Source organism: Bacteroides sp. ET71, from assembly GCF_023336905.1.
Taxonomy (GTDB): Bacteria; Bacteroidota; Bacteroidia; order Bacteroidales; family Bacteroidaceae; genus Bacteroides.
Genome location: NZ_JAMBLS010000002.1, coordinates 99,693 through 116,201, shown reverse-complemented (window position 1 = coordinate 116,201; position 16,509 = coordinate 99,693). Strand labels below are relative to the sequence as shown.

Below are 16,509 nucleotides of genomic sequence, written 5' to 3'. Positions count from 1 at the left end.
TCTAAGCAGATGGTACGGTGTGTAAGGGATTAATTGTATATAATTATAAGATTAGATATTGTAGGATGCTTATAATTGGATTATTAATCGTATTTTCGCAAATCCTATGTGAATTGAATTATTAATGTATTATAATATGGCTAAGAGTGTCAATAAGAAAAGCAGTTCTGGTACGTATGTCGACCGGGATTTAAGTTGGATGTACTTCAATCGTCGTATTTTGCAAGAGGCTACTCGCCCTATACCTTTGTTGGAGAGATTGAGCTTTTTAGGAATTTATTCGAATAATCTGGATGAATTTTTCCGTGTGCGTATAGCTACGCTTAGTCGCATTGCGGAGTGTGAGGACAAAAGCATCAAGAAAGAAAGTGAACATGCGTCGCAACTGATTAAGCAGATTACCAAGCTGAACAATCGTTATGCCAAGGAGTATGAAGAGGCCATTCATGAAGTGACGGCCGCGTTGAGGAACGAAAACATATTCCTGTTAAAAGATAATGAATTGAGCGAGGACCAGCAGCAGTTCGTCAGGCAGTTCTTCCGCCAAAAGCTGAGCGGATTTACGAACCCTGTTTGGTTGTCGGCTGTAAAGGAACTGACTGAGGCTACGGATGATAATATATTCTTGGCAGTCAAGCTGCATACGGAGGGGCGCAAGACGCCTGAGTATGCGCTTATCGAGTTGCCGGTGGCTGTGTGTGGCAGGTTCATTCACTTGCCTGACAAGGAGGGGCGAAGCTATTTGATGTATTTGGATGATGTCATTCGTTTCTGTCTGCCGATGATTTTCGGTGGTATGGGGTTTACGCATTATGAAGCATATGCTTTTAAGTTTACTAAAGATGCGGAAATGGAGATAGATAATGATTTGCGGAATGGCATGCTACAGAAGATTTCCAAAGGGGTCAAAAGCCGTAGGAAAGGGGATGCCCTGCGTGTGATATACGATGCCGCTATGCCCAAGGATATGCTGAAGCGGGTGATGAACAAGCTGAACCTGGATAAGCTGGATACGGTATTGGCCGGCGGGCGTTATCACAATCATAAGGATTTGATGTCCTTTCCCGATTGCGGCCGGAAGGATTTGAAGTATCCGGAATGGTCTCCTATTATTAGAAAGGAATTGGATGAGAATGTAAGCCTACTGAATTTGATACAACAGAGGGACCGGTACATTCACGTGCCGTATCATAGTTTCGATTATTATATAAGGGTGTTGCAGGAGGCGGCTATCAGCAAGAATGTCAAGAGCATAAAAACCACGTTGTACAGGCTTGCAAAGACTTCGAAGGTGGTGAATGCGCTGATTAATGCTGCCCGTAACGGGAAGAAGGTGACGGTCGTGATAGAGTTGTTGGCTCGTTTTGACGAGGCTTCCAACATCAGTTGGTCGAAACTGATGCAGGATGCGGGTGTGCATGTCATTTTTGGTGTCGAGGGGCTGAAGGTACATTCCAAAGTGACGCACATCGGCATGAAGCAGGGACCGGACGTGGCTTGTATCAGTACGGGAAATTTCCACGAGGGTAACGCCCGCATTTATACGGATTATATGCTGATGACGGCTGCAAGAGGCATTGTTTCGGACGTGGCCAATGTGTTCAATTTCATAGAAAAACCTTATTCGCCCATAAAGTTCCGTGAACTTCTGGTGTCGCCCAATGAAATGAAGAAGAAGTTCCTTCGCCTGATTGATGAGGAAATACGCAACAAGCAGGTGGGTAAGCCGGCATATATCCGGATGAAGGTCAACCACATTACGGACCCGGTGATGGTGAAGAAGCTTTATGAGGCATCTGCTGCGGGAGTGCCTGTCGACATTGTGCTGCGTGGCAATTGTTCCCTTGTCACGGGGGTGCCTGGTGTCAGCGAGACTATCCGTATAAATGGTATCATAGACCGCTACCTGGAACATTCGCGCATCTTCATCTTCGCTGCCGGCGGAGAGGAGAAATGCTTCATTGGTTCGGCCGATTGGATGCCGCGCAACCTGGACAACCGTATTGAGGTAGTCACCCCCGTCTACGACCCCGACATCAAGGCCGACTTGCGCACGGTGGTCGACTTCGGCCTGCGCGATACCTGCCAGGGACGCATTGTCGACGGACGCGGCGAGAACTTGCCTTGGACGACGGAAGACGGTGCCCGGTTCCGTTCGCAAGAAGAACTGTATCGCCATTACCTGGCCCTCGAAGAGAGGGAGCGTGACGTCCACCAAGATTGACGGGTATCAGTCAACGCTTAATGGCGGGTACTATTAGGCAGCAAATAGCGGTACTATTAGCTAGCAAATAGCGGTACTATTAGGTAGCAAATAGTGGGTACTATTTGAAATGAATGAATCCTTTAAACAGATAAAAGAAGCAATGGGTAAAAAATGTTATGCCGCCATCGACATCGGCTCCAATGCCGCGCGGCTACTGATTAAACGAGAAGAAGAGAACGAAAATCTGGTCAGCCGTCGACTGGCCAAAGTCTTACTGTTGCGCGTGCCCCTGCGCCTGGGGTTCGACGTCTTTGCGCTGGGCAAGCTCTCCGACGAACGCATTGTCAAGATGCGCCGCCTTATGAAAGCCTACCGGCAATTGATGAAGATTTACGAAGTGACCGACTTCCGCGCTTGTGCCACCTCGGCCATGCGCGACGCCAAGAACGGCAAGGCTGTCATTAACAAGATTCTGAAAGATACGGGCATACACATCGAAATCATCGACGGCCAGGAAGAGGCCCGCATGATATACAACAACCACGTGGAGTGCCTGGAAGACCGCACGGGCAATTTCCTCTACGTCGATGTGGGGGGCGGAAGCACCGAGCTGAATCTGATGATAAACGGCGAACTCGTGCAGTCATTGTCCTATAACATCGGTACCGTGCGCATCCTCAGCGGAGCCGTGAAACAGGAAACCTGGGTTACGATGGAAGACGATTTGCGGCGGCTTACGTCGGGATTCCCAGACATCAACATCATCGGCTCGGGCGGCAATATCAATAAACTCTACCGCATGGCAACGGACAAGGACAAGAAGACACAGCGTCTGCCCATCGCTTCCTTGCAGCAGCTTTATGACCGCTTGAAGCCGTTGACTCCCGAGCAGCGGATGAAAGACTTCTCGCTGAAGGAAGACCGTGCCGATGTCATCGTGCCTGCCGCGGAGATATTCCTCTTCATTGCACGTATCATACAGGCAGAATACATACATGTGCCGGTCATAGGCTTGGCCGACGGCATTATCGATGCGTTATATCTGCGCGACCAGGAGAAGAAACAACGGTGACGCAGCCGGTTGAATCGGCATAGGAAGGCGCGGACGGAGTAGAAATTGACCAATGTCAATCACCGTCCGCGCTTTCTTTTTGTACTTTTGCACGCCGTTTTCAGTATCGGCATCAGCCTGTTTAAAAGACGTTCTTTCTGTCATGTTGGGCAGAGTCGAAACATCTCCTGATACTTTTTGTGCGCATAGTGGGATTCCTCGACCGGCTCGGGATGACAGAGGGGGAGATTTTAACGGACTCTTATTGTAACAAAAATACGTACAACCGATGAAAAAAAGTCTTATTGCATTGGCTTTCGGCACTTTGGGGCTGGGCATTGCTGAATTTACCATGATGGGCATCTTGCCTTATGTAGCCGCCGATTTGGATATCAGCATACCTACGGCCGGGCATTTCATCTCTGCCTACGCCCTCGGGGTTTGTTTTGGCGCCCCCATTCTCCTTTGGGCACGTCGCTATCCGCTCAAACACATTCTGTTGGGATTGATGGCGTTGATGATGGTCGGCAACCTCTGCGCCTCCGTCTCTACGTCTTATTGGATGCTGCTTGCAGCCCGTTTCATTTCTGGTTTGCCGCATGGCGCTTACTTCGGGGTAGCTTCTATTGTGGCCTCGCGGCTTGCCGACGAAGGACGTGGGGCGGAAGCCGTTTCTATTATGGTGGCAGGGATGACCGTGGCCAATCTGTTTGGCGTGCCGCTGGGCACTTCTCTCAGTCATCTCTTATCCTGGCGTGTCACCTTCCTCTTGGTCGGGTTATGGAGTGTGATAGTTCTCTACTACATCTGGCGGTGGGTGCCCCATGTACAGGGGCTGCAGGACACCGGGTTCAAGGGCCAGTTCCGTTTCCTGCGACGGCCGGCGCCGTGGCTCGTGCTAGGGGCGACTGCTCTGGGCAACGGCGGTGTCTTTTGTTGGTACAGCTATATCAACCCTTTGCTGACCGATGTGTCTGGCTTCAGTTCCGAAAGCATCACGTCGCTTATGGTGCTGGCAGGTTTTGGCATGGTGGCCGGCAATCTCATCAGTGGCCGGCTTTCCGACCGCTATACACCGGGCCGGGTCGCCATGACCGTGCAGGGTGCTTTGTGTGCGATACTCCTCCTTATATTCTTGCTCTCCTCCAACCCTTGGTGTTCGGCACTTCTCATGACCCTCTGCACGGCCGGCCTTTTCGCCGTTTCCAGTCCGGAGCAGGTGCTTATTATCCGGGTCGCTCCTGGTGGTGAGATGTTGGGAGGTGCGGCCGTGCAGATGGCTTTCAACCTTGGCAATGCCGTGGGGGCTTACGCCGGAGGTCTGGCGGTGGGAGCCGGCTATCAATATACTGCCCTTCTTGGCGTTCCCTTTGCCCTCTGCGGTTTTGTGTTGTGCTATGTCTTTTATAAGAAATATCAGCCCGAATACTGATACTTTCAGGATTTTTGCGTAAGTTTGTCGGACTTATCTTTCCTTTTCTCCTTGTGAAAGGGAAGGATAGTTATCACCAGTTTATTACAAACCGTTATAATACAAAACGTTATGAAAAGACTGAAACTTCAGAATCATTTCTTTGCCCTTGTTGCTCTTGTACTGGCCTGTACTTTTGCTTCTTGTGGCGATGACATTTACTACACGATTGACAACACCGATGAGGCTCTCTGCAATAAGCTTTGGATTGAAGACCATTATGTTACTTCGGATGGGCAGGAGGCAACCTACCAACTTCGCTTTAATACCGACGGCACTGGTCAGGAACTTACTTCTTGGGCCATAGGCACAGGCACTAATATTATTGACCGGCAGATTTCATGGCGTTGGACCGATGATAGCAAAGAATGTATCCAGCTTATCTATAACGACGGTAGCGCACAATATCTTGAAAACGTTTGGGTGCGCGACCATTACCTTTCTGCTGAGGTCGATGGGCTTTCGCTCACTTTTGTGGATGCTAATCATCGCTATTGAGGTAGAAGCTTTTTGATAGTCTTCGGCCCAAAGCTGTTATCTGCAAAAGGGAATTATTGGTGGTTGAGTAACCATGCCAAAAGGCGCTGCATTGGAAACGTGCAGCGCCTTTTGGTTGAAATATACTGTTGCCTTTTTATTTGGAAATGTCAAACAAGTAGGTAATCTTTGCCGTAATAGTGCCATGAGCCGAGCGTGAGAAGTAATCTTTTTTCGTGCTGTTATAGAAGTCACTTAGCCCGAAGTAATAACGCCCTTCCACTAAAAAGTTGCCGATTTTCGTCCGCAATTCAAGGCCTCCTCCTCCTGCTATTCCATAATCGAACTTGTTGTCGATAGCTTTTTCGTGTTGTTCTACTTCAACGTATGGATTGGAGTCTATCATCCCTTCCATATCTCCAGATTGTTCAGAACTGTCGTTTATCAAGAATCCGATTTGCGGCCCTAAGTTGATGAAAAATTGCATCCCTTTGTCTTTGCCAAATGCCAAGTGGGCCAAGAAAGGAATCTCTACGTAATTCATCTTGCGAGTATAGTGCACATCCGGATAATTCTCGTAATATTCGTCCCAGCCTTTTTGAGAAAAATTCACCTCAAGTTGTACTCCACATATCATCTTAAAGAATTTCTCTGAAATATAGCGTGCCGTAATGCCCGCATTCATGCCCATCAGGTTGTTCTGGTTGACAGTGGGCATGAAACTGACTTTGGTCAGGTTGACGCCTCCGTTAATGCCGATGGCAAAGTTGTATCGTTGTTCACCCACTTGAGCATAAAAAGGAAGGGTCACGCTACAAAATACCAGGAATAAGATGGTTCTTACGTTTTTTTTCATTGTCATCTGTCTGTGCTTATGGGTTAAGGGACTTGAATCAATCAAAATCCAGCTTCATCAGTTCAAAGTTCTTTGTAAAATGCACGAAGAAAACCTTGCGGTTAATGAAACCTCCCCAGTTGTTTACGCGTTGGAACTTGAATCCTGTTTGTATAGGTATCAAGCTGAGTTGCTGTATGTCTTTTTCGAACTCTGAGCCGTAGCTGGACAAGCCTTTTAGGAAAAAGTAACCGGTATCGAATCCAAGCATACCGAATTTGGGGTAGCGTTCGTCCATATCTTTCCCGTACCATTGTTGGTAACGTTTGGTAAAGTTAATGGCTGTGGGCAGCAAGTTATTGGTATAAAAAGAGCTGTAAAAGTAAGTGTCCAGTTCAAAGAAAGCATCTAAATGATCTTTCGTATAGGTTTGCCATTCTGGATACCCGAAGAGATGTACGTTTGCTTCCGGATGTTCGCGTACCAACAGGGTGAGTTGTGGCAGGATTTTTATCAGTGTCAGATTGCTGCCTGAGGTCGGGATAAATACGTTCTCCCGTCCTGCTGCCAATACAGCTCCCATGGAGGTGGTAGTAGCATCTTCACTAATGCTTTTGGTTGTAATGCCTTTCCCTCTGAGTTCGTCTTTCAATCCTTTGATGAACTCAGCCTTTTCTTTGGCACCGTCCGTTGCTTCTATGAATATGATGTTAGCTTGCGAGAATTGGCGGATAAAATGGTCGTATACCTCGGAGTAGAGATAAGATTGTGGAGTATTGATTTGATAAACGCTTGGATTGCGGAATACGGTATTGTCTTTCGACGTAAAGGGGATAACCAATCGTATTTCATTCTTTTGGGCGAAGTCTGCCAAGGGCTTGATGTGCTGCTGGTAGAGAGGGCCGAAGATGATGTCCATTTGCTTCATTTCCGGCTGGGCAAGCAGAGGATTCAAAGACACGTTTTCCCCTCCGGAGTTATACACGTAGAGGTCGACAGAAGTACCTGTCCGCTTCAAGCTGTCTACTGCCATCAGGAATCCTTCGTAATATTCTATCATGCGGGCAGATTCGTTTTTGGCCACGTTGTAGAATGGTAATATAATGGCTGCTTTAATCGTTTTGAATCGTTCGGCTTTTTTTTCGTTGGCTTGGAACAATTCATTGTCGGTGGGGATGCGGTCGGGTTGTTTTGTCTTTTCTTGTTTCTGGTCTGCAACAGGATAAGGGATGCACAGCATAGTGCCCCGTTTCAGCTTATCTTTGTCTTTCAGCTCGGGGTTTGCTGCAATCAGTTCTTCTTCGGTAATATTGTATTTCCGGCTGATGCTGAACACTGTTTCGCGCCGCTTTACTTTGTGCATCTCGCGGCACTGTGATTCTACTGGTCCGGGGATGGATGTTTGAAGTTCATCGGTACTGCTGCTTTTTTCTTCTTTTTCCTCTTCTTTCTTTCCTGCGGATGGAATCAAGATAACTTGACCAATACGAAAATTGTCTGCACTTAGTCCGGGATTGGCATTACAGATGGCTTCTGCCGTGGTGTTGTACTTCACTGTCAGGCGGTAGAGGGTTTCTCCGGGTGCTATGGTATGGAAAGTGGCTCCTCCTGTATTGGGGATGCGCAGTGTGTGTCCTATGTAGATTTTGTCGTCGCTGCCGGGATTCAACCGTATAATGTCTGACTGGCTGACGCCGTACATGCTGGCTATGGAATAAAGGCTCTGTCCTTTTTCAATGGTGTGCAGGATATAAGATTGGTTTTCTTGCGCCGTCGTCGTCAGTCCATAGGCACTAAGCAACAGCAGGCAGCAGAGGATACGTTTAATTTTTCTCATTGGTTATCTTTATATGTTTACAATTGTCCAAAGTAGCTGCAAAGGTAAGAATATTGTGTTATTTCTGCCAACGGATTGCGTTAAGAAATAATATTGCGGCTTTTACGGCTGAAAAATGAGGCGATGGGACGAATTTTCGGGTAGAAACCTCTATTTTTGTACGCATTTGCCGAAACAGTATGTGATATTGCTGTTTTTGCTATGCTTATCAACATTGCAAGAAAGTATTATGCAACAGGAAAAAGAATATATCAATGTTTACGGTGCCCGTGTGCACAATTTGAAGAATATAGATGTAGCCATTCCACGAGATAGCCTGACAGTCATTACCGGTTTAAGCGGAAGTGGTAAGTCTTCTTTGGCTTTCGATACGCTTTTTGCTGAAGGACAGCGCCGTTATATCGAGACTTTCTCAGCTTATGCCCGCAATTTCCTGGGGAATTTGGAGAGGCCGGACGTGGATAAGATTACGGGCCTTAGTCCTGTCATTTCCATCGAACAAAAGACGACCAACAAGAATCCGCGTTCGACTGTGGGCACTACTACCGAGATTTATGACTTTCTGCGTTTGCTCTATGCCCGTGCCGGAGAGGCTTACTCTTACCTGTCGGGGGAGAAAATGGTGAAATATACCGAGGAACAGATTATAGACCTTATCTTGAGCGAATACAAAGGAAGGAAGATTTATATCCTGGCGCCGTTGGTGCGCAATCGCAAGGGGCATTACAAAGAGCTGTTTGAACAGGTGCGCAAGAAGGGCTACCTTTATGTGCGGGTAGACGGTGAGGTGCGTGAAGCCTTGCCCGGCATGAAGCTTGACCGCTATAAGAACCACGACGTGGAAGTGGTGGTGGACAAGCTGGTGCCTTCTGACAAGGATGATGCCCGTCTGAAAAACAGTGTGGCTACAGCGATGAAGCAGGGAGACGGGCTGCTGATGGTGCTGGATGCGGAGAAGGATGAATTGCGGCATTACAGCAAGCGGTTGATGTGCCCTGTCACCGGGTTGTCATACAGGGAGCCGGCACCGCATAACTTTTCGTTCAATTCTCCGCAGGGGGCGTGTCCTAAGTGCAAGGGATTGGGGGTGGTGAGTCTGATTGATATTGACAAGGTTATCCCCGACCGTGGTCTGTCTATTGCGGAGGGGGCCATCATCCCGTTGGGGAAGTATAAGAACAGCATGATATTCTGGCAGATAGCAGCGTTGCTGGAGAAGTATGATGCAACGTTGAAGACGCCGGTGGGCAATCTGCCCGACGGGGCGTTGGACGAAGTCTTGTACGGCTCTGGCGAACGGCTGAAGATTAAGAGTTCGCTGGTGGGGACTTCGTCTGATTATTTTGTGACGTTCGAAGGGGTGGTGAAGTACATTCAGATGTTGCAGGACAGCGATATGTCGGCCACGGCGCGCAAGTGGGCCGAGCAGTTTGCGAAGACCGACGTCTGCCCGGAGTGCCATGGGGCCAGGTTGAACAAGGAGGCGCTGTCGTTTCGCATCCACGATAAGAATATCTATCAGCTTGCTACGATGGATATCAGCGAATTGTATGATTGGCTGGTGAAGGTTGATGGGCATCTGGGGAGTAAGCAGAGGCTGATTGCCGACGAGATATTGAAGGAGATACGCACCCGCTTGAAGTTTCTGCTGGACGTGGGGCTGGACTATCTGTCGCTCAACCGCAGTTCGGCCAGCCTGTCGGGCGGCGAGAGCCAGCGCATCCGCCTGGCCACGCAGATAGGGTCGCAGTTGGTCAACGTGCTTTATATCCTAGACGAACCGAGCATCGGCCTGCACCAGCGGGACAACGAGCGGCTGATACATTCGCTGAAGGAGCTGAGGGACATCGGCAATACGGTCATTGTGGTGGAACATGACAAGGACATGATGCTGGCGGCCGATTATGTCATCGATATGGGGCCCAGGGCCGGGCGCTTGGGAGGCGAGGTGGTCTTTGCCGGGACACCGCAGGAGATGCTGAAGACGCATACGCTGACGTCGCGCTACCTGAACGGCGAGTGCCGTATCGAGGTGCCAGCTGTGCGCCGCCGAGGCAACGGCCACAGCTTGTGGCTGCGCGGGGCGCGTGGCAATAACTTGCGCGGGGTGGATGTGGAGTTCCCGCTGGGGAGGCTCATCTGCGTGACGGGCGTGTCGGGCAGTGGCAAGTCGACCCTTGTCAACGAGACGCTGCAACCCATCCTGTCGCAACGTTTCTACCGCTCGCTGCAAGACCCTTTGCCCTACGGGAGCATCGAGGGGCTGGAATATATAGACAAGGTGGTCAACGTAGACCAGTCGCCGCTGGGACGTACGCCGCGTTCGAATCCGGCCACGTACACGGGTGTGTTTTCGGACATACGCAACCTGTTCGTCGGATTGCCCGAGTCGAAGGTGCGTGGCTACAAGCCGGGGCGTTTCTCGTTCAACGTCAGCGGGGGCCGCTGCGAGGCTTGCCAGGGCAACGGCTACAAGACCATCGAGATGAACTTCCTGCCCGACGTCTACGTGCCCTGCGAGGTGTGCCACGGCAAGCGTTACAACCGCGAGACCCTGGAGGTGCGCTACAAGGGCAAGTCCATTGCCGACGTGCTGGACATGACCATCAACATGGCCGTGGAGTTCTTCGAGAACGTGCCGCAGATTCTGAACAAGATAAAGGTGCTGCAAGACGTGGGCCTGGGATACATCAAGCTGGGGCAGTCCAGCACCACGCTGTCTGGCGGTGAGAGCCAGCGCGTGAAGCTGGCCACCGAGCTGGCGAAGCGTGACACGGGCAAGACCGTCTACATCTTGGACGAGCCGACCACGGGACTGCACTTCGAGGACATCCGCGTGCTGCTGGCTGTGCTCAACCGCCTGGTGGACAAGGGCAACACGGTCATCGTCATCGAACATAACCTCGACGTCATCAAGATGGCCGACTACATCATCGACATGGGACCCGAAGGCGGGCGGGGCGGGGGAGAGGTCCTCTCGTGCGGCACGCCCGAAGAGGTGGCGCAGAGCGACAAGGGGTTCACGCCCCGCTTCCTCCGCACGGAGCTAGGCCTATAGCCACCCCTATACGCCGTTGTATAGCCACCCCTATACGCTACTGTATAGCTACCCCTATACCGGTAAGTATAGCTACCCATAGCAGCCTGCAACTACATACCCATAGTAGCCTGCAACTACATACCCATAGTAGCCTGCAACTACGCACCCATAGTAGCCTCGTGCTACATACCCATAGCCAACAAAGAAAGACTATACCTATTTATATTATATAAGAAGATGAAAGAAAGAATCAACAAGACCAACGCCGCCCGCCTCTTAGACAGGGACCGGGTGGCCTACGAACTCATCCCCTACGAGGTGGACGAGTCGGACCTGAGCGCCGTCCACGTGGCGGCACAGTTGGGCGAGGACATCGACCGGGTGTTCAAGACACTCGTCCTACACGGCGACCGCACGGGTCACTTCGTCTGCGTCATCCCCGGCGAGCACGAGGTCGACCTCAAGCTGGCCGCACGCGTCAGCGGCAACAAGAAGTGCGACCTCATCCCCGTCAAGGAACTGCTCCCCCTCACAGGCTACATCCGCGGCGGCTGCTCGCCCATCGGCATGAAGAAGCCCCTGCCCACCTACATCCACCGCACGTGCCTCGACTTCGACCACATCTACGTCAGCGCCGGCGTGCGCGGCCTCCAGCTCCGCCTGGCCCCGCAAGACTTAATTCGCGTGGCCCATGCAGAAGTTTGCGACTTGTTTGTAGGATAATCCGGCAAAATGGTTATATTTGCATCCCATTAACAGACAGATATTAATTACTAACTAAAATCAACTTTACCTTATGTTCAAGAATCATCCTAAAGGACTGGTGGCGGCCGCCATCTCCAACATGGGCGAGCGCTTCGGATACTACATCATGAACGCCGTCCTGGTCTTGTTCCTCTGCTCGAAGTTCGGCCTGAGCGACGAGACCAGCTCCATCATCTACTCCGTATTCTACTGCGGCATCTACGTGCTCAGCCTCGTGGGCGGCATCATTGCCGACAAGACGCAAAACTATAAAGGCACCATCGTCTCCGGACTGATAGTCATGTCGCTGGGCTACATCATCCTCTCCATCCCCGTCTTCGCCCAGGCCGGCAATATCGGCTGGCTCCTGCCCCTGACCTGCGTCGCCCTGTTCTTCATCGCCTTCGGCAACGGCCTCTTCAAAGGCAACCTCCAGGCCATCGTCGGGCAGATGTATGACAACTACGAGAAAGAAGCTGAGAAAGACGGCCCCGAAGCCCTCCGCCTGGCCAAAAGCCGCCGCGACTCGGGATTCCAGATATTCTACGTCTTCATCAACATCGGCGGACTGGTAGCCCCCTTCGTGGCACCTCTGTTGCGCGAATGGTGGCTGAAGGCCCATCAACTGGTCTATAATGCCGACCTGCCCGCCCTGTGCCACCAATACATCGACCATGCCAATGCCGGCACCCAAGTGTCGGCCGACACCATGGCCAACCTGACCGAGCTGGTCGGCAAAGTAGGCGGCACGGTCACCGAAAACCTCGTCCCCTTCTGCACCCAGTACCTGAAGATATTCAACGAAGGTATCCACTACTCCTTCATCGCCTCCGTGGCGGCCATGCTCATCTCACTGCTCATATTCCTGATGTACAAGAAGATATTCCCCACTCCGGGCAAGAAGGAAAAGCAAGAAACCGTGGGCTACACTGCCGAAGAACGCATCGCCATGGCCACCGAAATCAAGCAACGCCTCTATGCCCTGTTCGCCGTGTTGGGCATCGTGATATTCTTCTGGTTCTCCTTCCACCAGAACGGACAGTCACTCTCGCTCTTCGCCCGCGACTTCGTGGTGACCGACAGCATCGCCCCCGAAATCTGGCAAGCCGTCAACCCCTTCTTCGTCATCGTGCTCACTCCGCTGATTATGATGTACTTCGGTGCGCTGGCCCGTCGTGGCAAGCAGATTTCAACCCCCAAGAAGATAGCCATCGGCATGGGCATCGCAGGCATGGCATTCTTGTTCCTGCTGCTCTATTCCGCCATCCAAGGCTATCCCTCGGGCACAGACTTCAAGGCCATGGCCGACTCGGCCAAAGCCGGACTGAAGGCCGGTCCCTGGGTGTTGATTGTGGTCTACTTCTTCCTGACCGTGGCCGAGCTGTTTATCTCGCCTCTGGGATTGTCCTTCGTTTCCAAGGTTGCGCCCAAGCACCTGCAAGGCCTCTGCCAAGGTCTATGGCTGGGGGCTACGGCCATCGGAAACCTCTTCCTCTGGGTCGGCCCGTTGATGTATAACAAGATTCCTATCTGGCAATGCTGGTCTGTATTCTTCATTGTCTGCCTGGTTTCGATGGGTGTCATGCTGGGCATGGTGAAGTGGCTGGAGCGTGTTACCAAGTAGCCGCAGGCTGTCCCCACGGGCCACAAGCTGTGGGTGACTGAGTTGTTGATAGAATGAATGGCGGGAGATGCGAGGCCGGGCAATAAGTTGCTGCCTCTTGCATCTCCCGCTTCTTGTATCTGCTGTCACTCGTGGCTTGTGGCTCGTCAAATATCCATCCCCATGATGTAGTCGTTCATGTAGAAGCCGTTGCCGATGGGGAAATCGCCTTCGCGCACCTTCTTCATGCCCATGTGCTCGTAGAAGTGGAGGGCTTTGTTATGGCGGTTCACGTTCAGTTCCATACGGCAGGGGGCAGGGTGCGCCTTTTTGATGTAGCGGATGGCCTGTCGGAACAGGAAGCTGCCGCAGTGCGCCCCCTGGAAATAGGGCAACACGTATATCTTTTCCAGGTGGAACACGTCGCGGCCGTCGGGGCGGACGCTGACGTAGCCTGCCGCTTCACATTCTTCGTAGGCCAGCAGGTAGACGTGCCCTTCTTCTTCCATCTGTCTGCGGATGCTCTGTTCGGAGTACATCCATTCCATCATGTAGTCGATTTGTTCGGAAGTCAATATCTCCTTGTATGTCTCGGGGAAAACCTGTTGCGCCAGCTTCCGAATCAGGGCGCAGTCGTCGGTCGTTGCTTTGCGTAGGGTAAACATGCGATTGTCGTTTAGATGAGGTAAATGTAAGTCCGGGTACAAAAGTACGTGTTTTCAGCTAAAAATCCAGTAGATGTCCGTCCGGATTTTCTGTCTACTGCCGTCAGTCGTCGGCCATGCTTCGTCATAGCCTCGCTTCCGGTGCGTGGTGGCCTTGCTTCCGGTTCGTACCAGCCGCGGCCGACGCGGGCTGTGGACACATGCCAGTGTATTTATTTCCTTTCTTGTTTGGTAGGCAGGGGATATATGCGTAACTTCGCCCGGATTTTCACGACTAAACCCATACAAGAATATGTCCGATTACATCAATGAGTTGAACGACAGCCAGCGTGCCGCTGTGCTCTACAACGACGGACCTCTGCTGGTGATAGCCGGGGCGGGTTCGGGGAAGACGCGGGTGTTGACTTACAAGATTGCCTATCTGTTGGAGAATGGTTATCAGCCTTGGGACATCCTGGCGCTGACATTCACCAACAAGGCCGCTCGTGAGATGAAGGAACGCATTGCCCGCCAGGTAGGCATCGAAAGTGCCCGGCGGCTGTGGATGGGCACGTTCCATTCCATGTTCTTGCGCATCCTGCATGCCGAGGCTGACAAGCTGGGTTTCACGCCGGCTTTTACCATCTACGACACGGCCGATTCCAAGAGCCTGATACGCGACATCCTGAAAGAGATGAAATTGGACGATAAGGTGTACAAGCCGGGCGTGGTGCAGGCACGCATCTCGAACGCGAAAAACCATCTGGTCACGCCCGCTCTCTACGCAAACAGCCGCGAGGCTTTCCAGGCTGACCAGGCGGCTCGGATGCCGGCCGTGCGCGATGTCTACGAGCGCTATTGGCAGCGTTGCCGCAAGGCGGATGCGATGGACTTCGACGACTTGCTGCTCTATACTTTCCTGCTTTTCCGCGACCATCCGGAGGTGTTGGCCAAGTACCGCGAGCATTTCAAATACATCCTTGTGGACGAGTACCAAGACACCAACTTTGCCCAGCACAGCATCGTGCTTCAGTTGGCTGCCGAGCACAGGCACGTCTGCGTGGTGGGCGACGACGCGCAGAGCATCTACTCGTTCCGTGGGGCAGATATTGACAACATCCTGACCTTCACCAAAGCTTTTCCCGGCACGCGCATCTTTAAGTTGGAACAGAACTACCGTTCTACGCAGACCATTGTCAAGGCGGCCAATAGCCTGATAGCCAAGAACCAGTATCAGATTCGGAAAGAAGTCTTTTCTGAAAAAGAACGAGGCGACGCATTGGGCGTCTTTCGGGCTTACAGCGATGTGGAAGAGGGGGAGATTGTGACCAACAAAATCAATGAGCTGCACCGCCGCGGACAGGGTTCCTGGTCGGACTTCGCCATCCTTTACCGTACCAATGCCCAAAGCCGCATTTTCGAAGAGGCGTTGCGCAAACGGATGATACCCTATCGCATCTATGGGGGGCAGTCTTTCTACCAACGCAAAGAGATTAAGGACGTTATAGCTTATTTCCGTCTGGTTGCCAATCCGAACGACGAAGAAGCCTTCAAACGCATCATCAACTATCCGGCGCGAGGCATCGGAGCCACGACGTTAGGCAAAATCATCGATGCCGCCAACGAACATGCCGTCAGCCTGTGGAACATTCTTTGTGAGCCTCTGACCTACGGGCTGAACTTCAACAAAGGAACGGCAGGCAAACTGCAAGGATTCCGCGATTTGGTGGCAGGACTCATGGATTTTACAGCCGAACGCAACGCCTATGAGGCAGGGACGGAAATCATCCGTGCGTCGGGCATCATGGCCGACATCTGCCAAGACAATTCTCCCGAAAACCTCAGCCGGAAGGAGAACATCGAAGAGCTGGCCAACGGCATCAGTGACTTCTGTGCCCAACGCCTGGAAGAAGGCAATACGCACGTTTCGCTCATCGACTTCTTGTCTGAAGTATCGTTGTTGACAGACCAGGATTCAGACGGTGAAGACGGCGACGACAAAGTCACGCTGATGACTGTGCATGCCGCCAAAGGCTTGGAGTTCCGCAATGTCTTTGTAGTAGGTTTGGAGGAAAACCTCTTCCCGAGCTCGATGGCCAATGATTCTCCCCGCGCTCAAGAAGAAGAGCGCCGCCTGTTTTATGTCGCCATCACCCGGGCTGAAGAGCGCTGTTACTTGTCGTATGCCAAAACCCGTATGCGCTACGGCAAGATGGAGTTCGGTGCCCCCAGCCGTTTCTTGCGTGATATTGATGCTTGCTATCTTGACCTGCCCAATAGCGAAAAGCCGCGTCGGTTGACCGAAGGGAAAAGCCCCCTCTTTTCTTCACGACCTTTGGTTGCCTCTTCAGAGTTGCCCCGGCATCTGAAACGGGTACCCGCCTCTTCTTCCCCTTCCGTAGCTGCTGCCGCAGGAAACGCGTCCTTGCACGCAGGACAGACCATCGAACACGAACGTTTCGGCATGGGCACCGTGCTGCGTGTGGAAGGAACCGGCGAGAATGTCAAAGCCACCATCCGTTTTGAGAACGTGGGCGAGAAGCAACTCTTATTGCGCTTTGCCCGCTTCAAAGTGGTAGAATGAATAACCAATCCAATAGT

Annotated in this window: 11 protein-coding genes; 8 read left to right on the top strand and 3 right to left on the bottom strand. The window is 51.8% G+C overall.

Annotated elements, in window-relative coordinates; all coding sequences use genetic code 11:
- The first annotated feature begins 136 nt into the window (after positions 1-136).
- From M3090_RS01855 to M3090_RS01840, 4 genes are all read left to right on the top strand, one after another.
- Complete coding sequence (locus M3090_RS01855; protein ID WP_249053705.1) at positions 137-2,224, top strand: RNA degradosome polyphosphate kinase; 2,088 nt, start codon at positions 137-139, stop codon at positions 2,222-2,224.
- 142 nt (positions 2,225-2,366) lie between these two features.
- Positions 2,367-3,278 carry a Ppx/GppA phosphatase family protein gene (locus M3090_RS01850; RefSeq protein ID WP_249053704.1) on the top strand — a complete coding sequence of 304 codons (912 nt, stop codon included), beginning with the start codon at positions 2,367-2,369 and terminating at the stop codon, positions 3,276-3,278.
- A 268-nt stretch (positions 3,279-3,546) separates the two neighbouring features.
- Positions 3,547-4,689: an MFS transporter AraJ gene (araJ, locus tag M3090_RS01845; RefSeq protein ID WP_249053703.1), complete on the top strand. Its 1,143-nt coding sequence runs from the start codon at positions 3,547-3,549 to the stop codon at positions 4,687-4,689.
- A 111-nt stretch (positions 4,690-4,800) separates the two neighbouring features.
- The gene (locus M3090_RS01840; RefSeq protein WP_249053702.1) at positions 4,801-5,226 is read left to right on the top strand and encodes a hypothetical protein; all 426 of its coding nucleotides are present in this window, start codon (positions 4,801-4,803) and stop codon (positions 5,224-5,226) included.
- Positions 5,227-5,362: 136 nt separating this feature from the next.
- Here M3090_RS01840 and M3090_RS01835 read toward each other — a convergent pair whose 3' ends face one another.
- The gene (locus M3090_RS01835; protein WP_249053701.1) at positions 5,363-6,067 is read right to left on the bottom strand and encodes a porin family protein; all 705 of its coding nucleotides are present in this window, start codon (positions 6,065-6,067) and stop codon (positions 5,363-5,365) included.
- Between the two features lie 31 nt (positions 6,068-6,098).
- The gene (locus tag M3090_RS01830) at positions 6,099-7,877 is read right to left on the bottom strand and encodes a LysM peptidoglycan-binding domain-containing protein (RefSeq protein WP_249053700.1); all 1,779 of its coding nucleotides are present in this window, start codon (positions 7,875-7,877) and stop codon (positions 6,099-6,101) included.
- 229 nt (positions 7,878-8,106) lie between these two features.
- Here M3090_RS01830 and uvrA point away from each other — a divergent pair, with 229 nt between their 5' ends.
- The 3 genes from uvrA (at position 8,107) to M3090_RS01815 (ending at position 13,285) form a co-directional block, all read left to right on the top strand.
- Entirely contained in the window at positions 8,107-10,935 is a 2,829-nt protein-coding gene (gene uvrA, locus M3090_RS01825; RefSeq protein ID WP_249053699.1) for an excinuclease ABC subunit UvrA, read from the top strand.
- Between the two features lie 219 nt (positions 10,936-11,154).
- Entirely contained in the window at positions 11,155-11,640 is a 486-nt protein-coding gene (ybaK, locus tag M3090_RS01820; protein WP_249053698.1) for a Cys-tRNA(Pro) deacylase, read from the top strand.
- Between the two features lie 73 nt (positions 11,641-11,713).
- Entirely contained in the window at positions 11,714-13,285 is a 1,572-nt protein-coding gene (locus tag M3090_RS01815) for a peptide MFS transporter (RefSeq protein WP_249053697.1), read from the top strand.
- A gap of 146 nt (positions 13,286-13,431) precedes the next feature.
- Here the strand turns inward: M3090_RS01815 and M3090_RS01810 are convergent, their stop codons facing one another.
- The gene (locus tag M3090_RS01810) at positions 13,432-13,929 is read right to left on the bottom strand and encodes a GNAT family N-acetyltransferase (protein WP_249053696.1); all 498 of its coding nucleotides are present in this window, start codon (positions 13,927-13,929) and stop codon (positions 13,432-13,434) included.
- 292 nt (positions 13,930-14,221) lie between these two features.
- Here M3090_RS01810 and M3090_RS01805 point away from each other — a divergent pair, with 292 nt between their 5' ends.
- Entirely contained in the window at positions 14,222-16,492 is a 2,271-nt protein-coding gene (locus M3090_RS01805) for an ATP-dependent helicase (protein WP_249053695.1), read from the top strand.
- The last annotated feature ends 17 nt before the right edge of the window (positions 16,493-16,509 follow it).

Excerpts from the sequence above, each read along its gene's own strand:
- M3090_RS01840 (WP_249053702.1), top strand. The coding sequence starts at position 4,801 with ATGAAAAGACTGAAACTTCAGAATCATTTCTTTGCCCTTGTTGCTCTT.
- uvrA (WP_249053699.1), top strand. The coding sequence starts at position 8,107 with ATGCAACAGGAAAAAGAATATATCAATGTTTACGGTGCCCGTGTGCAC.
- M3090_RS01835 (WP_249053701.1), bottom strand. The coding sequence starts at position 6,067 with ATGACAATGAAAAAAAACGTAAGAACCATCTTATTCCTGGTATTTTGT.
- ybaK (WP_249053698.1), top strand. The coding sequence starts at position 11,155 with ATGAAAGAAAGAATCAACAAGACCAACGCCGCCCGCCTCTTAGACAGG.
- M3090_RS01810 (WP_249053696.1), bottom strand. The coding sequence starts at position 13,929 with ATGTTTACCCTACGCAAAGCAACGACCGACGACTGCGCCCTGATTCGG.
- M3090_RS01805 (WP_249053695.1), top strand. The coding sequence starts at position 14,222 with ATGTCCGATTACATCAATGAGTTGAACGACAGCCAGCGTGCCGCTGTG.
- M3090_RS01815 (WP_249053697.1), top strand. The coding sequence starts at position 11,714 with ATGTTCAAGAATCATCCTAAAGGACTGGTGGCGGCCGCCATCTCCAAC.
- M3090_RS01830 (WP_249053700.1), bottom strand. The coding sequence starts at position 7,877 with ATGAGAAAAATTAAACGTATCCTCTGCTGCCTGCTGTTGCTTAGTGCC.
- M3090_RS01855 (WP_249053705.1), top strand. The coding sequence starts at position 137 with ATGGCTAAGAGTGTCAATAAGAAAAGCAGTTCTGGTACGTATGTCGAC.
- araJ (WP_249053703.1), top strand. The coding sequence starts at position 3,547 with ATGAAAAAAAGTCTTATTGCATTGGCTTTCGGCACTTTGGGGCTGGGC.
- M3090_RS01850 (WP_249053704.1), top strand. The coding sequence starts at position 2,367 with ATGGGTAAAAAATGTTATGCCGCCATCGACATCGGCTCCAATGCCGCG.